Annotated in this window: 24 protein-coding genes; 23 read left to right on the top strand and 1 reads right to left on the bottom strand. The window is 46.5% G+C overall.

Annotation, left to right across the window (positions count from 1 at the left end):
• Positions 1-12: 12 nt before the first annotated feature.
• Positions 13-5,490, bottom strand: coding sequence for a T9SS type A sorting domain-containing protein (locus ACO08K_RS06580; RefSeq protein WP_421795593.1), 5,478 nt, complete (start codon positions 5,488-5,490; stop codon positions 13-15).
• Between the two features lie 306 nt (positions 5,491-5,796).
• Here ACO08K_RS06580 and rpsL point away from each other — a divergent pair, with 306 nt between their 5' ends.
• The 23 genes from rpsL to rpmD all read left to right on the top strand — a co-directional run bounded on the left by rpsL (position 5,797) and on the right by rpmD (position 19,038).
• Entirely contained in the window at positions 5,797-6,171 is a 375-nt protein-coding gene (rpsL, locus tag ACO08K_RS06575; RefSeq protein WP_013767110.1) for a 30S ribosomal protein S12, read from the top strand.
• A 34-nt stretch (positions 6,172-6,205) separates the two neighbouring features.
• Positions 6,206-6,673 (top strand): 30S ribosomal protein S7, encoded by a 468-nt coding sequence (rpsG, locus tag ACO08K_RS06570; protein WP_421795592.1) that lies wholly within the window; start codon positions 6,206-6,208, stop codon positions 6,671-6,673.
• Positions 6,674-6,715: 42 nt separating this feature from the next.
• On the top strand, positions 6,716-8,845 hold the full coding sequence (gene fusA, locus ACO08K_RS06565) for an elongation factor G (protein ID WP_421795591.1): 2,130 nt from the start codon (positions 6,716-6,718) through the stop codon (positions 8,843-8,845).
• Positions 8,846-8,993: 148 nt separating this feature from the next.
• Positions 8,994-9,302: a 30S ribosomal protein S10 gene (gene rpsJ / locus ACO08K_RS06560; protein ID WP_013767113.1), complete on the top strand. Its 309-nt coding sequence runs from the start codon at positions 8,994-8,996 to the stop codon at positions 9,300-9,302.
• Between the two features lie 76 nt (positions 9,303-9,378).
• Entirely contained in the window at positions 9,379-10,005 is a 627-nt protein-coding gene (gene rplC, locus ACO08K_RS06555; RefSeq protein WP_421795590.1) for a 50S ribosomal protein L3, read from the top strand.
• A gap of 37 nt (positions 10,006-10,042) precedes the next feature.
• Entirely contained in the window at positions 10,043-10,666 is a 624-nt protein-coding gene (gene rplD, locus ACO08K_RS06550; RefSeq protein WP_421795589.1) for a 50S ribosomal protein L4, read from the top strand.
• Between the two features lie 34 nt (positions 10,667-10,700).
• Complete coding sequence (rplW, locus tag ACO08K_RS06545; RefSeq protein WP_421795588.1) at positions 10,701-11,000, top strand: 50S ribosomal protein L23; 300 nt, start codon at positions 10,701-10,703, stop codon at positions 10,998-11,000.
• Positions 11,001-11,108: 108 nt separating this feature from the next.
• Entirely contained in the window at positions 11,109-11,942 is an 834-nt protein-coding gene (rplB, locus tag ACO08K_RS06540; protein ID WP_421795587.1) for a 50S ribosomal protein L2, read from the top strand.
• A 93-nt stretch (positions 11,943-12,035) separates the two neighbouring features.
• Positions 12,036-12,305: a 30S ribosomal protein S19 gene (gene rpsS, locus ACO08K_RS06535; protein WP_421795586.1), complete on the top strand. Its 270-nt coding sequence runs from the start codon at positions 12,036-12,038 to the stop codon at positions 12,303-12,305.
• 6 nt (positions 12,306-12,311) lie between these two features.
• Complete coding sequence (gene rplV, locus ACO08K_RS06530) at positions 12,312-12,710, top strand: 50S ribosomal protein L22 (RefSeq protein WP_421795585.1); 399 nt, start codon at positions 12,312-12,314, stop codon at positions 12,708-12,710.
• 20 nt (positions 12,711-12,730) lie between these two features.
• Positions 12,731-13,618 carry a 30S ribosomal protein S3 gene (gene rpsC / locus ACO08K_RS06525; protein ID WP_421795584.1) on the top strand — a complete coding sequence of 296 codons (888 nt, stop codon included), beginning with the start codon at positions 12,731-12,733 and terminating at the stop codon, positions 13,616-13,618.
• 288 nt (positions 13,619-13,906) lie between these two features.
• Positions 13,907-14,326, top strand: coding sequence for a 50S ribosomal protein L16 (gene rplP, locus ACO08K_RS06520; RefSeq protein ID WP_421795583.1), 420 nt, complete (start codon positions 13,907-13,909; stop codon positions 14,324-14,326).
• A gap of 115 nt (positions 14,327-14,441) precedes the next feature.
• On the top strand, positions 14,442-14,702 hold the full coding sequence (gene rpmC / locus ACO08K_RS06515) for a 50S ribosomal protein L29 (RefSeq protein WP_421795582.1): 261 nt from the start codon (positions 14,442-14,444) through the stop codon (positions 14,700-14,702).
• A 5-nt stretch (positions 14,703-14,707) separates the two neighbouring features.
• Positions 14,708-14,962, top strand: coding sequence for a 30S ribosomal protein S17 (rpsQ, locus tag ACO08K_RS06510; RefSeq protein ID WP_421795581.1), 255 nt, complete (start codon positions 14,708-14,710; stop codon positions 14,960-14,962).
• Positions 14,963-15,083: 121 nt separating this feature from the next.
• Positions 15,084-15,449 carry a 50S ribosomal protein L14 gene (gene rplN, locus ACO08K_RS06505; protein WP_373552937.1) on the top strand — a complete coding sequence of 122 codons (366 nt, stop codon included), beginning with the start codon at positions 15,084-15,086 and terminating at the stop codon, positions 15,447-15,449.
• Positions 15,450-15,484: 35 nt separating this feature from the next.
• Positions 15,485-15,838: a 50S ribosomal protein L24 gene (rplX, locus tag ACO08K_RS06500; protein ID WP_421795580.1), complete on the top strand. Its 354-nt coding sequence runs from the start codon at positions 15,485-15,487 to the stop codon at positions 15,836-15,838.
• Complete coding sequence (gene rplE, locus ACO08K_RS06495; RefSeq protein WP_421795579.1) at positions 15,838-16,398, top strand: 50S ribosomal protein L5; 561 nt, start codon at positions 15,838-15,840, stop codon at positions 16,396-16,398. Before rplX ends, rplE begins: the two co-directional genes overlap by 1 nt.
• A 6-nt stretch (positions 16,399-16,404) precedes the next feature.
• Positions 16,405-16,674: a 30S ribosomal protein S14 gene (rpsN, locus tag ACO08K_RS06490; RefSeq protein WP_013767127.1), complete on the top strand. Its 270-nt coding sequence runs from the start codon at positions 16,405-16,407 to the stop codon at positions 16,672-16,674.
• Between the two features lie 100 nt (positions 16,675-16,774).
• The gene (gene rpsH / locus ACO08K_RS06485) at positions 16,775-17,185 is read left to right on the top strand and encodes a 30S ribosomal protein S8 (RefSeq protein WP_421795578.1); all 411 of its coding nucleotides are present in this window, start codon (positions 16,775-16,777) and stop codon (positions 17,183-17,185) included.
• A gap of 22 nt (positions 17,186-17,207) precedes the next feature.
• A complete protein-coding gene (rplF, locus tag ACO08K_RS06480) occupies positions 17,208-17,765 on the top strand; it encodes a 50S ribosomal protein L6 (protein ID WP_421795577.1) in 558 nt (185 codons plus the stop codon).
• Positions 17,766-17,907: 142 nt separating this feature from the next.
• Positions 17,908-18,261 (top strand): 50S ribosomal protein L18, encoded by a 354-nt coding sequence (gene rplR, locus ACO08K_RS06475; protein ID WP_421795576.1) that lies wholly within the window; start codon positions 17,908-17,910, stop codon positions 18,259-18,261.
• Positions 18,262-18,283: 22 nt separating this feature from the next.
• Positions 18,284-18,802 carry a 30S ribosomal protein S5 gene (gene rpsE, locus ACO08K_RS06470; RefSeq protein WP_421795575.1) on the top strand — a complete coding sequence of 173 codons (519 nt, stop codon included), beginning with the start codon at positions 18,284-18,286 and terminating at the stop codon, positions 18,800-18,802.
• Positions 18,803-18,852: 50 nt separating this feature from the next.
• A complete protein-coding gene (gene rpmD, locus ACO08K_RS06465) occupies positions 18,853-19,038 on the top strand; it encodes a 50S ribosomal protein L30 (RefSeq protein ID WP_421795574.1) in 186 nt (61 codons plus the stop codon).
• The last annotated feature ends 34 nt before the right edge of the window (positions 19,039-19,072 follow it).

Here is a 19,072-nt window from a genome sequence, read left to right as displayed (position 1 = left end):
ATTGGTTACAAATCATTTTCCCAGGAACACAATCTTCCTACTGAAAGCGCCAGTACTTGTTTTTAACACCAGTGTATACATTCCAGACTGGTGCACATCTGATTTTGAGATTTGTATTTCAGACCAACCCTTATCAACACTTGGCGCCAACACTTTTACCTGCCGCCCCATCACATCATAAAGTGTGAGTCTCAGCGCTCCAGCATAAGGGGCGTAAATCGGTATCTTGGTGAAGTCTTGAAAAGGATTAGGGCTATTGAGGCCTACAATGAACTTAGTATTTTGGAGATCCAATTGAAATTCAACGCTTTCTCGCAGGCGCTGATCTTGTGGCATTTCTGGTAGCTTAATGCCAACGCGGCTTCGATCAGGGTGGTTTACCTTTAGCTCAGGTTCCTGTAGACAATCTTTAAAACTCAATCGAAAACTATCCAATCCTACATTGCACTGTTGTGGAGGAACGACAGCCACTCCCAAAGGTGTTCCTAGGGAAAGGATGATGGAGTCTTGAATGCTCGCATCACGCGTGCGAACTTTGAGAATGGTATTGCGGCCAGGTTGAGTAACATAAAGGCTCTCTTCATTCGTACTTAGGCCGAATGCACTGGCAGGGCTGGTTCCACGTAATGGGCTCAAGACCAGATTACTGGCTTTGTGGTCAAAACTATAGACGCCTCCCGGTTGTAGCGAGAGGTAAGCCAAGTTGCCAATGGAAGGGATTTTAATCTCGGAAGGTTCCCCACTTAAATTGAGGCGTGCACTAACAGTTCCCGTAACTGGGTCTAGGCGATAAAGTTTTTTTTGACCTTTGTTCAAAACCAACAACTGATCATTGCCCGGGTCAATATGGCAATCGCTGATCCCATTGTCGAGGTTAATTCTCATACTTCGCAAGATTTGCCAGCTATGCGCGTCATATACGGCCAATTCGAAGCCCAATTCACTCAATGCATAGAGTTTATTTCCATCTGCGCTCAATGCAAGAGCTCCCACGATCATCCCGGTGCTGATGTTTCCAGTAATGCTATTGCTGCGGGTATCGATGATGGAAATGGTCGAACATTCCTTTTTACTGATAAAAATGAAGTTTCCATCCTTACTCAGTACTGCATGATTCAGGAAATAGCAGGTGCTGAACGTAGGATTGAGATCGATGTTCGCCAGTAACGCATGTCGCAGCGGATCAAAAACATTCAGCACGGTATTGTCTGGCGCTGCTGCATAAAGGCGACGGCCAGATGGGTGCATCAGCAGGTTGGCATTTACGATAGGATTAATGGCCAGATTTAAACTATTGTTGATGTTCTGTTTTTGTGCATCCAGCCAAGTGATCCACGCAGAACCATTGTCTGACCGATACGCATAGCTCAATTGCTCCTCAAAACTCTGGCGAAACTTGATGGTAGTGCTTTTACCAAGGGCATTGAGACTGGGGCGGAATGCCGGAATGTTTCCAATACCCTGTAGTGGCAGGCCAATAGTCTGATCCATCTGCCAGTGTACAAAAGCACCTTCAGGAACTTTTCCAAAATCGATAGGTTTGGTACTTTGTTCCCAACAGAATTCTTGATCCGGGATTTTATTGAGTTCGGGATTAGGTAACACAATGATGCGGAAAGACTCGGGTTTACCTTCACATTGGTTGAAAGAAAAAGGAGTTACCACGATGGTCATGGTATCGGCCCGACCAGAGGTATTAATAGGGATAAAGGGAGGCAAATAGGTCAATCCACTTGAAAGCAATCCCAAATCGGGTCGGTCATTGGTCCAGCGATAGCCCGTAAAGCGTACATTACTGGAAAACCCAATATTGAGACTTGGTTCACAAGTATTGAGTGTTAAATCCGCAAGAGGGCTGAGCTTGGGCCGAGCAACTACTCGCACATTAAACTCGGAGAATAAATCATCACAAAGTTCCTGATTACTCCCTTGTGCAAAAACGGAAAGTTTGATGACCGCATTTTCATCTCGAGAAGAATTAGCCTGAGTTTGAAAACTGGGGATCGAACCTTGCCCACTGGCAGGCAAACCAATGTTGGGGTTGGAATTGGTCCAGCGCAAATCAAATCCGCGAATATTGGTGTTGAAGATTACGCCCGGGAAAATCGCTCCTGAACATAAAGTATTGAACTGCTCTACAATCGGTAACACGGGCCGGGGGAATACTTTGACTTCAAACCGATGGGTATCCACTGCACAAACCTGGTCTGGATATTTTACCCATAACTTGAAGACTCCGCTATCGGGTTGTAGTCCCTCGTTGTTGCTGATGTAGTTCAGCGGGGCAACATCAGGATTAATCGGGATCAACAAAGACGGCTTTGAAAATTGTGCAAAAGAGTAAAACGGAGGGTAGGGATTGAGGTTGGCGTGCTCATTGTGGCAAAAGACCTTGTCGGTTTGAGGCTGTGGTATTGCTTTGATGCGAATGAGAATACTAAACTGGCGTTCTTTGCCCACGCTGGAATCTTGCCCTACATTGGCTACCGGAGTTATGGCAACCTTGATCACCTCATTCCGATCACCCCAGCCCGAACCGCGGTAGGCTCGGAAAGCAGGCAGGGCGTTCTCCCCGTTTTGCGCTACATTGTAGCCGGGGTTCTCTATAACGCGCCAGCGATACCGGGCTTGTGTTACAGGTCCTTTGAACTGAATGCGGGGTATAGAATCGCCATAGCAGATGGTAATGTTGGGAATCGAGTCTACACTGGGCACCGCGAAAGGCAGTACCCGGATCTGAAAACTTTTCGACGTGTCCTTACAAATGTTATCGGTGTTGAGCAAGATTTCCCGGCTGACCTTGAAGTTGGCCACTTGAGTTTGGCTGCTGCTGGGATTTTGAGCCACTATTGAAGGAATATCGTTGACTCCATTGGCAGGTAAACCAATACTGGGATTGTCATTTTTCCATTTCAAACGGGTAATTTCATTGGCATAAAAGCCGAGGTTGACGGCCTGGGTTTTAGCACCTACAGTGAGCAATTGGTTAGGAACATCAGGGATGCCATAAGCTCTAAAAGAACCAATAAAGTTGTAATGCAGCTTTAAACTTGGCATTACACATACGCTATCGTCTATTTTAAAACTTGGATACAGCTTGAACTCCGATTGGTACAGAAAGTTGTGATCCGAAGTGGGCGCTTTAAAAGAAGGAATAGTACCATACCCTGAGTTGGGAGCATCCGTATTGATGTCGCGAATCGAGTCGACCTTGGCCCAACGGAAATTAAGCCCTGGATACAATTCATTGAGTGCAATACTTTTGCTCATTACCCCTGGGCAGAGGGTTTGGGTGAGGGGGAGTTCTATTTGGGGAGGTAGGGGGTTCCCGCCTAAAGTGATTTTGAAAGTTTGGCCTTCATTTGGACAATCGTTGTAATCCAATAAAAGCAATTTTTTGGCAGCGAGAATAGGGAATTCATTGACTTGAATAAACGTATCTCGATAAGTATCCAGATAAGAAATGAATGGATAGGAATTGAAATACAGCAAATCACCTTGTTTATTGGGAAAAAATTCGTAGTTGCTGCCATTGTTGATACCTACCCCAATAGGAGTAAAAATTTTATTCAGTGTTTTTTTACTCAAATCAACCGAAATAACCTTCAGCAAAGCATCATCATAAATGTATAGTTTGTTCAAAACTTTGGCGTGTGCAAAAAACTTAAATCCAGGGCTTACCGCAAACCGGGCAACTATTTTGTTGCTGGCAAAATCCCATAAACCAACGTTAAGAGAATCCACAAAGCGCAGGGATAGACCAGTGCCATCCGGGAAAGGCAGCATGAATTGAATGCGACCAGGCATGTTTACGTTTTCTGTGTTATTCAAAGTTTGGGTCTGGAACACTTTCAAGGTGTTGTGCTCAAGCGAAGCAGTATAGATTTTTTGCCCATCTGGACTTAGTGCGGCATAACGAATAGCACCAGATGCGTCCGCCTGTATTTCTAGTTTTTGGGTGAGGGTATTGACTTTATAAATTTTGCCTTGCGTATAATTAATGGCGTATAGGGTGCTCCCTTCCTGATCAATTAATAAGGTATCGGCGGGTAAAGGAAGGGAAATGTCTTGATTGGGAATCTCTAACCAAGGAGTAAGGGGATGAGACAATACCTTGATTTTTGGAACATCATTGGCTAAGGCATACAAAGCTGTACTTTGTGGATGTAAGGCCAGAACATCACTATTTTCGAGGACGTTGATAAAATTCCAGCGCCAGACATTCCCATAATCCATCCGCCATATCGTTGGTTTTACCTGGGCAGAAACCTTTACCTGAGAAACCAAAGGGGAATTGTTGGTTTGTGACAGCAATCCGGAAGGAATATCTCCTATCCCTTGATTAGGTAAACCAGGTATAGGGGGGGATAAGCTCCAACGGTATTCAAGATTGTAGTCATTCCCCGTAAACTGAATGGGTTTGCTGATGGCACCATTACAAAACCAGGTGTCTGCAAAAGGGTTGGGGAGGGGGCTTGGTCGAATAATTAAATGATGAATGACGGTTTCGGAGATACACTTCCCACTCGCCTCGGCATGAATTAGAATTTTGCTACCAGAGGCAGCGCGATAGGGTACTATGAAAGATGGAAAAACACCACTCCCGGTATCTCTGGTAGCTGATTCAAGAGATGAGCCTAGTGTCCTCCAGCGTAATACGTAAGGGCCATCATGCGTAACGATTGGGTTTACCGGAGCTGTGGTATCTCCGTAGCACACAATCTGCAGGCCAGAAGATAAGCTTATCTTGGGTTGTTTTGCATGGGTAACTTTAATGGTTAAGCTACCATCAGTAACTGGGCATACATTGCGTCCGTCTTTCGCTACTACTTTCATGCTGATGGTAGCAACCTGGTCCTGGCCAGTAGTATTCGTAGCTACAAAACTAGGGATCTGGTTTTTTCCTGAAGCGGCCAGGCCAATATTAGGATTATCGTTTGTCCATACTTTATCATATACCAAATCGAATTCATGGTTAATCTGAATGGGCTTGCTGCTTTGACCGTTGCATAGAATTGGGTTTTCAAAAAGTCCAATACCACCAGGTTGCCGATAGGTAATGGTAAAAAAGGCAAAAGGTAAAGGAGTGCAAGAAGAGTTATCGGCAGGAAACAGGTCTAACAAAGCATGAATTTCAAAAGTTTTATTATCTAGTTGCCCCACCACCTTGAAAAGATCAATGATTTCGGGAAAAGTTGCTACATAAAGCGAATCGTTGATTTTGCTGAATTGAACGGGAGGGTGTAGTTGTGCAGTAGAAGGATAGGATCCAGTATATTCACCCCGATAACCAGGAGTATAGGTCAGTCTGACCCCGTAAGCATCAGTATTTGAAAATACCTTGATGCTGTGAAGCGTGTCACTGGTGCAAATGGCAGTATCACTAAAGGAAAACCATAGTTTGGGGCAAAAACTGCTGCTTTGACCAGTGAGTAGCGTCAAATAGGATGCAGAAAATAGAATAAAATAGAGGAGTCTTAGCTTTTTCATTGACAGGGCTGATTTGGGATTAAAATTAGGATGCATGTAATTTTTGGTGATAATCAAAAATACAACCATATTGTTAAAATTCAATCGCCAAAATTGAAATCCGCAAAAAATTAACATAGTTGCTGAAATGAAAACATCGATGAATTATTTTTTAAAAACCATTTGGTAATTCCCACGAATCATCGTACATTTGCCCTCGCTTTTGAGGGAAGGGTGTATCTACCCCCCTTCAAAAGCCCGTAATTGATTCTCCGCGAAGCAATTCGTGGATAAGTTCACAAAGGATTTTTTAAACGAAAACAGGATATGCCTACTATTAACCAACTGGTACGCAACGGCAGAGAAAAAGTGGTTGTAAAGAGTAAGTCCCGCGCCTTGAACGCATGCCCTCAAAAGCGTGGTGTTTGTACGCGTGTGTACACAACGACTCCGAAGAAACCAAACTCCGCTTTGCGTAAGGTGGCTAAGGTACGTATGGTGAATGGCATCGAGGTGATTGCTTACATCCCGGGTGAAGGCCACAACCTGCAAGAACACTCTATCGTGCTGGTGCGCGGTGGTCGTGTAAAAGACTTGCCGGGTGTGCGTTATACCATTGTGCGTGGCGCATTGGACACCGCGGGGGTTAACAACCGCAAGAAAAGTCGTTCTAAATACGGTACGAAAGCACCGAAGAAGTAATTATGTTTCAACTGGAAACCTCTAATTCAAGGTAATGAGAAAAAGAAAACCAAAAGTAAGGGTAATTGCACCGGATCCCCGTTATAATGATCCGATGGTTACGCAATTCGTAAACAACATGATGTGGGAAGGTAAAAAAAGTACCACCCTCACCATTTTTTACGATGCGCTGGATATTGTACGCGAACGCCTTAAGGCCGACGAGCACAACACCTGGAAAAAAGCACTCAATAACGTGATGCCAATGGTCGAAGTACGCAGCCGCCGGATCGGTGGAGCTACTTTCCAAATCCCAACAGAAATCCGCCCTAAGCGCAAAGTTTCTATCGGGATGAAATGGCTGATCCGCTTTGCACGCACCCGTAGCGGTAAAGGTATGGCTGAAAAATTAGCCGCTGAAATCATTGCAGCCAGCAAAAACGAGGGCAACGCAGTGAAAAAGAAAGAAGATACCCACCGTATGGCCGAAGCCAACCGTGCGTTTGCTCACTTCCGAACGTAATCTTTATCATCTTATAACCATAAACTCCATTGGAGTAAAGCCATGGCAACAGATCTTAAATATACCAGAAACATCGGTATCGCTGCCCACATCGACGCGGGCAAAACTACGACTACCGAGCGCATCCTTTACTACACCGGCGTTAGTCACAAGATCGGTGAAGTACACGATGGCGCAGCCACAATGGACTGGATGGAGCAGGAACAAGAGCGTGGGATCACGATCACTTCTGCTGCTACCAAAACCAAGTGGTTCTGGAAAGGTGAGGAATACCCCTTTAACATCATCGATACTCCAGGGCACGTTGACTTTACCGTTGAGGTAAACCGCTCACTGCGCGTATTGGATGGTTTGGTGTTCCTTTTTTGTGCAGTTTCTGGCGTTGAGCCACAATCTGAAACGAACTGGCGCCTGGCCGACAACTATAAGGTACCACGTATCGGATTCGTCAACAAGATGGACCGTTCCGGTGCCGACTTCTTCAACGTAGTAAAAGACGTTGAAACCAAATTGGGTTCTAAAGCCATTCCGCTGCAGGTTCCAATTGGTGCTGAAGAAAGATTCAAAGGCGTAGTTGACCTGATTACTGGCGAAGCCATCGTATGGAACGAGCATGACCAGGGTATGACTTACGAAGTAATTCCCATGCCAGCCGATTTGGTTGAAACTGTAGCGGAGTACCGCGAAAAACTGCTTGAAGCAGTTGCCGAGTACGACGATACGCTGATGGAAAAATACTTCGAAGATCCCAATAGCATCTCTGCCGACGAAATTCGTGCAGCGGTACGTCAGGCGGTATGTAACCTCGAGTTCGTACCGATGATGTGTGGCTCTTCGTTTAAAAACAAAGGGGTACAGGCTGTATTGGATGCGGTTTGTGCTTTCATGCCTTCTCCCCTGGATGTTGATGCCATCAAAGGTACCAACCCCAGAACGGATAAAGAAGAACTCCGCAGACCAGACGTTAATGAACCATTTGCTGCATTGGCGTTCAAAATCGCAACGGATCCTTATGTAGGTCGTTTGGCTTTCATGCGTGTTTATTCAGGTGCACTGGATGCAGGTTCTTACGTGTTGAACACCCGTTCCGACAACAAAGAGCGCATCTCTCGTTTGTACCAAATGCACGCCAATAAGCAAAACCCGGTTGACCGCGTAGAAGCAGGCGACATTGCAGCAGCAGTTGGTTTCAAAGACATCAAAACAGGTGACACCCTGTGCGACTTGGACAAACCAATCGTTCTGGAATCAATGGTCTTCCCTGAGCCGGTAATCGCCATCGCGGTTGAGCCTAAGTCTCAGAAGGAAGTAGATAAACTGGGTATGGCTTTGGCTAAATTGGCCGAAGAAGATCCAACCTTCCGCGTAAAATTTGACGAAGACACCAACCAAACCGTTATCAGCGGGATGGGTGAATTACACCTCGAGATCATCGTTGACCGTCTGCGTCGCGAATTCAAAGTAGAGTGTAACCAGGGTGCTCCTCAGGTTAACTATAAGGAAGCACTGACCAAAATGACATCTCACCGCGAACGTTTGAAAAAACAAACGGGTGGTTCTGGTTTGTTCGCAGATATGGAATTCGAACTCGGCCCAGCTGATGAGGAATTCCTGGAAAGCGACGACTTCAAGAACGGCAAAACCCGCTTGCAGTTCGTATGGGGTATCGTTGGTGGTGCCATCGATAAAAACTACGCCAAGCCAATTCAGGATGGTTTCAAAGCCATGATGGACAACGGTATTTTGGCCGGTTTCTCTCTCGATAGCATGAAAGTGCGCGTGTACGATGGTTCGATGCACGCGGTGGACTCTAAACCAGTCGCCTTCGAATTGTGCGCAAAAGAAGGTTTCCGTGAAGCTGCTCCAAAATGTAACCCTGTGTTGCTGGAGCCAATCATGAAACTGGAAGTAATTACACCAGATGAATACACTGGTTCTGTAATTGGTGACCTTAACCGTCGTCGTGGTTTGCCGAAAGGCCAGGAGCCACGTACCGGTGGTGCCATCTCTATCCAAGCTGAGGTGCCACTGTCTGAAATGTTCGGTTATGTTACTCAATTGCGTACCATCACCTCTGGTCGTGCCAACTCAACCATGGAATTCTCACACTACGCAGCAGCGCCTGCCGGTGTAGCGAAAGACGTGATTGAAAAGGCCAAAGGCAACAAATAAACTCGGCAACCCACGGTTTTAACCGTGGGAGCCACACCTGATCTAGCCCACGAATTTATTCGTGGGCCAGCTTCAGGATATAAAAAAAAAGCTTCAGCAAAAGCCGCTGAAGTTCATTCATTGACATACACAAATCAGATTTTCAGGCATGAATCAGAAAATCAGAATCAAACTCCGCTCTTATGACCACAACTTGGTGGATAAGTCGACGGAGAAAATAGTCAAAACAGTACGTAATAGTGGTGCCGTTGTAACTGGCCCGATTCCGCTGCCCACTGAGAAGAAAATCTTTACCGTGCTCCGTTCTCCGCACGTCAACAAGAAGTCTCGTGAGCAGTTCCAATTGCGGACCCACAAACGTCTGATTGAAATTTACACGCCTACTCAAAAAACAGTAGATGCGCTGTCCAAGTTGGAATTGCCTAGTGGCGTAGACATTCAGGTTAAGTTGACGTAATTGATTGCGTTAGTTTTTACATGCGTTATTGCATGCAAATTAATTAATTGCAATTCATTGTTAAAATCAAGAAGTGATGAACGGACTGATTGGTAAAAAAATTGGCATGACCAGTGTCTATGATAACACTGGTAAAAGCGTGGCGTGCACCGTCATTGAGGCAGGTCCTTGTGTAGTGACACAAGTGAAGACCGAGCAAACCGACGGATACACTGCCCTTCAGTTGGCTTTTGGCGACGCCAAAACAAACAACACCACCAAGCCTCTCAAAGGCCATTTCGAAAAAGCAAGTACTGATCCAAAACATAAGTTGGTTGAGTTTCGCGATTTCTCTGCTCCAGAGAAAGCCCTTGGCGAAATCATCAAGGTGGACGAAGTCTTCGCTGAAGGCGACATGCTACACGCTGTAGGTGTTACTAAAGGCAAAGGTTTCCAGGGCGTTGTTAAACGTTATGGATTCGGTGGTGTAGGTGGTCAGACCCACGGTCAGCACAACCGACTACGTGCCCCAGGTTCTATGGGTGCATCTTCTTATCCTTCCCGCGTATTTAAAGGCAAACGTCTTCCTGGTCGTACCGGGGGTGACAATGTGAAGGTGAAGAACCTCAAAGTACTCAAGGTATTTGCGGATCAGAATCTCATCTTGGTAAAGGGCGCAATCCCTGGACACAAAGGTGCTTACGTTATTCTGGAGAAAAAGTAATCGTTAACGGCCTCGTGGCGAGTTAAATTCAAGAAACATGAAATTGGATGTTTTCAATATTCAGGGCGAAAAGACCGGTAGAGCCGTTGACCTTCCAGATGACGTTTTCGGCGGCGAGCCGAATGAGCACGTGCTTTACCTCGCGGTGAAGCAATATCTGGCCAATCAGCGCCAAGGTACCCACAAATCTAAAGAACGCTGGGAAATCAGTGGTTCTACACGCAAATTGCACCGTCAGAAGGGAACCGGTGGTTCTCGTAAAGGTGACATTAATAGCCCATTGTTCCCAGGTGGTGCCCGGGTTTTCGGACCACGCCCACGGGATTATGAGCAGAAATTGAACAAAAAAGTTAAACGTCTGGCACGTAAATCTGCCCTTAGTGCTAAAGCTAAGACCGGTTCTATCGTGATCGTAGAAGACCTTAACTTCGAAGCACCAAAGACCAAAACTTTTGTCGATATGTTGAGCAAGCTCAATGTTGGCAAAAAATCATTGGTTGTCGTTGCAGAACAAAACGAAAATGCACACCTCTCTAGCCGCAACATCCCAAATACCAAGTTGGTGCGTGCTCAGGACGTGAACACTTACGAGATCATGTACGCGAATACACTGGTACTGTCCGAAGGTTCGATTCAAAAGATTGTTGAAACTCTGGCTTGATCCGTATCCGGGTAGCCGTAAGAATAGTTGAAAGATGGCAAAGAAAGATGTTCTCATCCAGCCGCTGATCACGGAAAAAGCAGAGAAATTGTCCAGTACGCTGAACAAGTACTCTTTTATCGTGCATCGGAAAGCCAACAAAGTAGAGATCAAGAAAGCAGTAGAAGCTTTCTACGGAGTAAACGTTGAAGCCGTTAACACCCTGGTGGTTCCTGGCAAAACCAAATCTCGCTCTACTCGTACTGGCGTGGTACGTGGCCGTGTACCGGCATACAAGAAAGCAATTGTTACCCTCGCTGAAGGCGAAAACATTGACTTCTTCGCAGAATTGTAATTAGTGCAGCCGTAGAATCCCTACTGTTGCCATTAACTAAGGTTCGTTCGGGTCGGCGAAACAATTATGGTGGTTTCGATCCGGCGATGAACGCCAAAGACCATAACAATGGCAGTTAAAAAAATGAATCCGGTTACTCCGGGATCGCGTTATCGGGTTGGTCAGACCTTTACTGAATTGACCACAGATACGCCAGAAAGAAGCCTGATGGCACCGCTGAAAAAGAGCGGCGGCCGCAATAACCAGGGCCGCTTGACCATGCGTCAACGCGGTGGAGGCCACAAGCGCCGCTACCGTGTCATCGACTTCAAGCGTGACAAGGAAGGAATGGTTGCAACCGTTAAAACTATCGAGTATGACCCCAACCGTACTGCGTTCATCGCGTTGGTTGAGTATGCTGATGGCGAAAAGCGTTACATCATTGCCCCTGATGGACTGAAAGTAGGTGCCGAAATTTCTTCAGGTGATGGTGCTGCACCCAATACGGGCAATGCGCTTTTCCTGAAAGACATTCCACTCGGTTCCAATATCCACGCCATCGAGTTGAACCCAGGTAAAGGTGCAGCTTTGGCACGCAGTGCAGGTACTTATGGTATCCTGAACGGTCGTGAAGGCAAATATGCAGTGGTGAAATTACCTTCTGGTGAAATGCGCCGCATCCTGCTCACTTGTAAAGCAACCATTGGTACTACCTCTAACGGTGACCACGGTCTGCAAGTATTGGGCAAAGCGGGTCGCAGTCGTTGGTTGGGCCGTCGTCCTCACGTACGTGGGGTAGCTATGAACCCTGTCGATCACCCCATGGGTGGTGGTGAAGGTCGTGCTTCCGGTGGTCACCCACGTAACCGCAAAGGTATGCCTGCTAAAGGTTTCAAAACCCGCGACAATAATAAGGCTTCCAACAAGCTCATTATTTCCCGGAGAAAAACTAAAAATCCATAAGCAGCTATCAGTTATAAGCCATCAGCTATCAGATGAATATTTTCACTGCCAGCTGATAGCTGAAAGCTGAAAGCTAAAAGCTGATATCTGACAATGGCAAGATCAATCAAAAAGGGACCATACGTGTTCCATAAATTGCTTGAGAAAGTTCTCGCATCCAAAGAGGCCAAGAAAAAAGGGGTTATCAAAACCTGGTCTCGGGCATCGATGATTATCCCCGATATGGTGGGAGAAACCATCGCTGTTCACAACGGCAAAACTTTCGTACCCGTTTTCGTTACTGAAAACATGGTAGGTCACAAGTTGGGCGAATTTTCCCCAACCCGTAATTACAAAGGTCACTCTGGCAACCGTAAGAAATAAAAAGACATGCAAGCTGTAGCAAAACTCAAAAATGTTACGATGTCGGCCCGCAAGATGCGTCTTGTGGTTGACAACATCCGCGGGCAGAAGGTGGAAGATGCCATCAACATCCTGCGCTTTACCAAGAAAGAAGCTGCGGTGTGGTTGGAAAAATTGGTTCGTAGTGCGGTTGCCAACTGGGAGTACAAACTGGAAGGTAACGAAAGTGCCGACGAATACAACCTCTACATCAAAACGGCTTTTGTTGATGGTGGTACCATCGTTAAGCGTTTCCGCCCAGCCCCACACGGCCGTGCGCACCGCATTCGCAAACGTACCAACCACGTAACGATCATAGTGGAAAACCGCATCGCGGTTCCTGGTGTCGATGATCAAGCGGTGGTGGTAGAAGAAGTAACTAACTAAAAATTCAACTACACCATCATATGGGTCAGAAGACAAATCCAATCGGCAATCGCCTGGGAATCATCAGAGGTTGGGAATCCAACTGGTTCGGAGGCAAGGATTACGCTGCAAAAGTAGTTGAGGACGAAAAAATCCGCAATTACCTCAATGCACGGGTAAACAAAGGTGGCATCGCTCGGATCGTTATCGAGCGTACCCTCAAGCGCATCACCGTAACCATCCACACTTCCCGCCCCGGTATCATCATCGGTAAAGGTGGTCAGGAGGTTGATCGCATCCGCGAAGAGTTGAAAAAATTGACGAGCAAAGACGTTCAGATCAACATTACGGAGATCCGTAAGCCAGAACTGGATGCCAATATCGTTGCTGAATCCATTGCCAAGCAATTGGAAGCACGTATCAACTATCGCCGTGCCATCAAAATGGCGATCCAGTCTACCATCCGTGCAGGAGGAGAAGGAATTAAAGTACGCATCTCTGGCCGTTTGAACGGTGCGGAAATGGCACGTACTGAAGAATACAAAGAAGGCCGTACACCATTGCATACTTTCCGTGCAGATATTGACTACTCCTGGAAAGAAGCATTGACTGTATACGGTAAAATCGGCATCAAGTGCTGGATTTGCAAAGGTGAAGTATTGGGCAAGCGTGAGCTGACTCCATCTACCGCACCTTCCAATACCACACAAGCCGGTGGACAAGGTCAGGGCCAGAATCGTCGCGATGGCGGCGGTGGCGGTCGTGGTCGTGGTGGCGAACGTGGCGAAGGCCGTGGCAACAACGATAGAAATCGTGGTGGCGGCGGTGGTGGCGATCGTCGTCGCGGTGGCGGCGGTGGTGGCGGCAACACTGGTGGCGGCGGCGGCAATCGCGGCGGTGCCGGTGGCGGTGGCCAGCGCAAACGCTAGGGGCAATAAAAGAATAAGTGTTCATTTTGCCAAAGGATTAGATATGCAAACGCTTCATTTCAAGTGTCTTATTTAACCCTCTGGCTTGAGAAAAGTGAACACTTATTTTTTCCCCACAGCTAGGCAAACGACTTAAGTTTTTTTTAGCAACAAGGTTTAACTTACTGCGAAAAAAAATTTAAAGCCGAGCTTAGAATATTTCAATCCAAAGCAGTACCTTTGCCAGACTTTTTCAAAAAGCTGGCGGGTTTTGGCTATTTAACTGAAATTCTGCTAAATACATAAGAAATGTTACAGCCTAAAAGAACGAAATACCGCAAGCAGCAGAAGGGCAGAATGAAAGGTCTGGCCATCAAAGGCGGTACAGTCGCGTTTGGGACCTTTGGTCTTAAGGCAATTACAGGTGCACGGCTTACCAACCGTCAGATCGAATCTGCTCGTATTGCGATGACTCGTTCTATGAAACGGGAAGGTAAAGTGTGGATCCGCATTTTCCCCGACAAACCAATTACCAAGAAGCCTCAGGAAGTGCGGATGGGTAAAGGTAAGGGTGCCGTGGATCACTGGGTAGCTCAGGTAAAACCTGGTCGCATCATGTTCGAGCTCGACGGGGTTACCGCTGAAGTCGCTCACGAAGCACTGCGTCTTGCTGCGCAAAAATTGCCAGTATTGACCAAAATCGTGACTCGTCCCGATGCTACCGTTTAATGCACTACGCATTTAGATAGTTGTCAGATATTAGTTTTGGCGCAATACCAATTGTAGTTGTGCGGAAACCCAATCTGGCAGCGATGCTTTATATCAAAATTAATTTTTTAAGCCAATGGCAAACAACAAGTTAACAGGGCTAAAAGAGTTGACAGAAGAGGATTTGCAAGCTGAACTTGAAAACTCCGAATCGCTCTACCGTAAAATGAAGTTTGAGCATGCCATCAAAGGGTTAGCAAACCCGATGGAACTGCGTGATCTTCGCCGTAATATTGCCCGGCTCAACAATGAGCTACGTAGTCGGCAGGTTGCTTCAATGAGTGCGGATGAGTTGGCACTACGTTCTAAAATTCGTGCAAGACGTCGTAAAAAGTAAGGAAGATGGAAAGGAATCTGAGAAAAACGCGTGTCGGCGTCGTGACAAGCAACAAGATGAACAAAACCGTTGCTGTAACAGTAGAGCGTAAGCTGCGCCACCCTATCTACGGTAAATTCGTGAAAAAGACCAAGAGTTTCATGGCCCACGATGAGAACAATGATTGCAGCATCGGTGATGTTGTAAAAATCATGGAAACTCGTCCCATGAGTAAACTCAAGCGCTGGCGCTTGGTCGAAATCATCGAAAGAGCGAAATAAACCCACGAATTCATTCATGGGCCGTTCAACGCCCCACAATGTTTCGATGAGGTATTTTCCGTGTGTTTACGATTTATTTTTCCTGCAAAGGAGATAAATCCTCTAAAACCAGACGTCAACCATGATCCAACAGGAATCCAGACTCAAAGTAGCCGACAATAGCGGAGCCAAAGAAGTGCTCTGCATCCGTGTACTCGGTGGTTCAGGCCGCCGCTACGCGTCCGTAGGCGATAAAATTGTCGTTGCCGTAAAAGATGCTTCCCCAGGGGGCATCAAAAAGGGTAGCGTTTCCAAAGCCGTTATCGTTCGTACCAAAAAGGAAATTCGCCGTAAAGACGGTTCCTATATCCGTTTCGACGACAACGCTTGCGTATTGTTGAACAACCAAGACGAGCCACGTGGAACCCGTATTTTCGGCCCAGTAGCTCGTGAGTTGCGCGAGAAGGAGTATATGCGTATTGTATCTCTTGCTCCTGAGGTACTTTAACCCAAGCGTCGCAAGCGCTATTAATTCGTCGAACAATGGCAGATAAAAAAACAAATACAAAAAGACACACTCCCAAACTTAAGATCAAGAAGGGAGACATGGTCTTTGTGATTGCTGGTGCCTATAAGAATCTCACTGAGTCTAAAGAGGTACTGGAAGTGTATCCGGCTGAAAACCGTGCACTGATCAAGGATGTTAACGTGCGCATGAAGCACCGCAAAGCTACGCAAGACGCAGCGGGCGGCATCGAAGAAATGCTGGCACCTATCCACATCTCCAACCTCATGATTGTAGACCCGAAAGAAGGCAAACCTTCTCGTGTAGGACGCAAAGAGGTTGATGGCAAGTTGGTTCGTTATTCTAAAAAATCAGGCGAAATCATTAAGTGATGAGTTACTTTCCTAGACTGAAGACAAAATACAAAGAGGAGGTGATCAATGCCTTGATGGAACAGTTCCAATATGGCTCCATCATGGAAGTGCCTCGCTTGGTTAAGATTTCAATCAACCAGGGTATCGGTGCTGCTACTCAGGACAAAAAGATGGTTGACAACGCGATCGAAGAAATGACGCGGATTGCCGGCCAGAAAGCAGTTCCTACCAGAGCGAAGACCTCCATCTCTAACTTTAAACTGCGTGAAGGCATGCCAATCGGCGCTCGGGTTACCCTGCGCGATACCCGCATGTACGAGTTTTTGGATCGTTTGATCTCAATTGCTCTTCCTCGCGTACGTGACTTCCGTGGCATCAACGACAAGAGCTTCGACGGTCGTGGCAATTATTCAATGGGTATTACCGAGCAGATCATCTTCCCGGAAATCGACATTGAAAAAATTACCCGGATGGCTGGTTTCGACATTACATTCGTAACTACCGCCAAAACCGATGCTGAAGCGCTGGCATTGTTGAAACTGTTGGGACTTCCATTCAAGAACCAGAAATCAAACTAATATACCGTGGCAAAGAAGTCGATTATCGCTCGGGAAGTAAAAAGAGCCAAATTGGTTGCTAAATACGCAGACCTGCGCAAGCAACTAAAGGAGGAAGGCAACTGGGAAGAACTGGACAAACTGCCCCGCAACTCTAACCCTATTCGTATGCACAACCGTTGTCAGTTGACCGGTCGTCCAAAGGGTTACATGCGCCAGTTTGGTCTTTGCCGGGTTAAATTCCGCGAAATGGCCCTTTATGGCAAAATTCCGGGAATAACCAAAAGCAGTTGGTAAACAGCAATTTATTAACAGTTGGTCAGGTTCCGCGTTTATGGATAACTTGTTGAAAAACAGGTTTGACGAACGGAAAACCGGCTAGCGAAACATCATAACGATGGCATTTTCAGATCCTATCGCAGATTATCTGACGCGCATTCGCAACGCGCAGCAAGCGGGACACCGCATCGTAGATATTCCTGCTTCTAAGTTGAAAAAAGCAATCACCGAGATTCTTTACGAGCAAGGCTATATCCTGAAATACAAATTTGAGGAAAATGTAGGTAAAGGCGGTCAGGGTGTGATCAAAGTCGCATTGAAGTATGACCCGATTACCCGTAAACCGGTGATCCGTGAATTGGGCCGCATCTCTAAGCCTGGTTTGCGTAAGTACGCGAAAGCCGACGAGCTTCCTCGGATTATCAATGGTCTTGGTTTGGCAATTGTCTCTACTTCTCAAGGCGTGATGTCTGATAAAAAAGCACGCGAGTTGAATGTAGGTGGCGAATTGCTCTGCTACATTTATTAATTAACCACTCAAATCAACTAAGATGTCTCGAGTAGGTAGAGCTCCGATCGAACTTCCCAAGGGGATAGAAATAAATGTCAGCAAGGGCAATCTGGTTACAGTTAAAGGCCCTAAGGGTCAATTGCAACAACAAATTGATCCAGACCTGACGCTTGAAATTGGCGATGGCTCATTGGAAGTTAAACGTCCAACTGACCAAAAACGCCACCGGGAAGTACACGGTTTGTACCGTGCCTTGATCAATAATATGGTTCAGGGTGTTTCCACTGGTTATGTGAAAGAAATGGAAATTTTCGGGGTAGGTTTTCGTGCTGCCAATAATGGACAGTGGCTGGAACTGACTCTGGGTTATTCTCACCCCATTTTGTTCCGCATCCCACAGGAAATCAAGGTAGAAACTCGCCAGGATAAAGGTCAGAACCCAATCATCAAATTGGAGTGTATCGACAAAGAACTCCTGGGCCAGGTATGTGCCAAAATCCGCGGCTTCCGTAAGCCTGAGCCTTACAAAGGCAAAGGTATCCGTTTTGTTGGTGAAGCCATTCGCCGCAAAGCTGGTAAGACCAGTGGTAAGAAGTAAGGGTAACTCTGCGTGGTTACCCCTGGGTGCCCTTATGGGCAACCACATAGGGTTGCCTCAACAGGACACCCAAACGAAAATAAAAACAGGACCTTGGGTTTGGCTGCTTAGCCCTACACTAAGGTCGTAAACCAAAAGTGATATGAAACTCACTAAAGAGAATAAAAGACGGCGGATTCACCACCGCGTTCGTAAAAAAATTACGGGCACGGCAGCAAGACCACGTCTTTCTGTATACCGCAGCAACAAGTCAATTTATGCCCAGATCATCGACGATCTGACGGGTCATACCTTGACTTCCGCTTCCTCACTTGAAGAGGCAGTGGTAAAAACTGTGAACAAATCTGAGCAAGCAAAAGCTGTGGGTAAGATCCTGGCCGAGCGCGCAGCTCAGTTGAACATCAGCGCCGTTGTATTTGACCGCGGCGGTTATCTGTACCATGGTCGGGTGAAAGCGTTAGCCGATGGCGCACGCGAAGCCGGATTATCTTTCTAAAAACCATTAACCATACAAGATAATGGCTAAACAGAGTGCACACAGGGTAGCTCCTGCCGAAACAGAACTCAAAGAAAAGCTGGTACAGCTCAACCGTGTAGCGAAGGTTACCAAAGGTGGTCGTACATTTAGCTTTGCTGCAATTGTTGTAGTAGGTGATGGAAAAGGAACAGTTGGTCACGGCTTGGGTAAAGCCCGCGACGTTTCCGAGGCCATCGCTAAAGCTGTAGACGATGCCAAGAAAAACTTGGTTCGTGTACCTATTTACAAAGGAACAATTCCTCACGAAGTAAAAGGTAAGTTCAAAGCCGGTAGCGTTTTGATCAGACCTGCTTCTGATGGTACTGGGGTAATCGCTGGTGGTGCAATGCGCGCTGTACTGGAAATTGCCGGAGTACACAATGTATTGGCAAAATCTCAAGGTTCTTCTAACCCACATAACGTGGTTAAAGCAACCATCACTGCTCTTTCACTGCTGCGTGATCCAGGGGTAATTGCCAAACAACGGAATATTTCTCTGGAAAAAATGTTCAATGGTTGATCGGGCGCCATGTCCGCATCGTTTTGTTCATGTTTTAAAACAAGAAGATCATGGCTAAGATCAAAATCACCAAGGTCAAAAGCACGATTGATCGTCCTAAAAATCAAAAACTTACCATGACTGCCCTCGGGTTGAACAAGGTAAGCTCCAGCGTAGTTCACGAAGTTACGCCACAGATTTTAGGGATGGTACGTGTGGTAGCCCACCTCGTTAAGGTGGAAGATGTGAAGGAATAATTTCTTTGACGAATGGCAACTCTCAGCGGGGAAT

The organism is Haliscomenobacter sp., from assembly GCF_965225875.1.
Taxonomy (GTDB): Bacteria; Bacteroidota; Bacteroidia; order Chitinophagales; family Saprospiraceae; genus Haliscomenobacter.
Note: the sequence above shows the minus strand (reverse complement) of the source record. Positions and strands in the feature narration are given on the sequence as shown.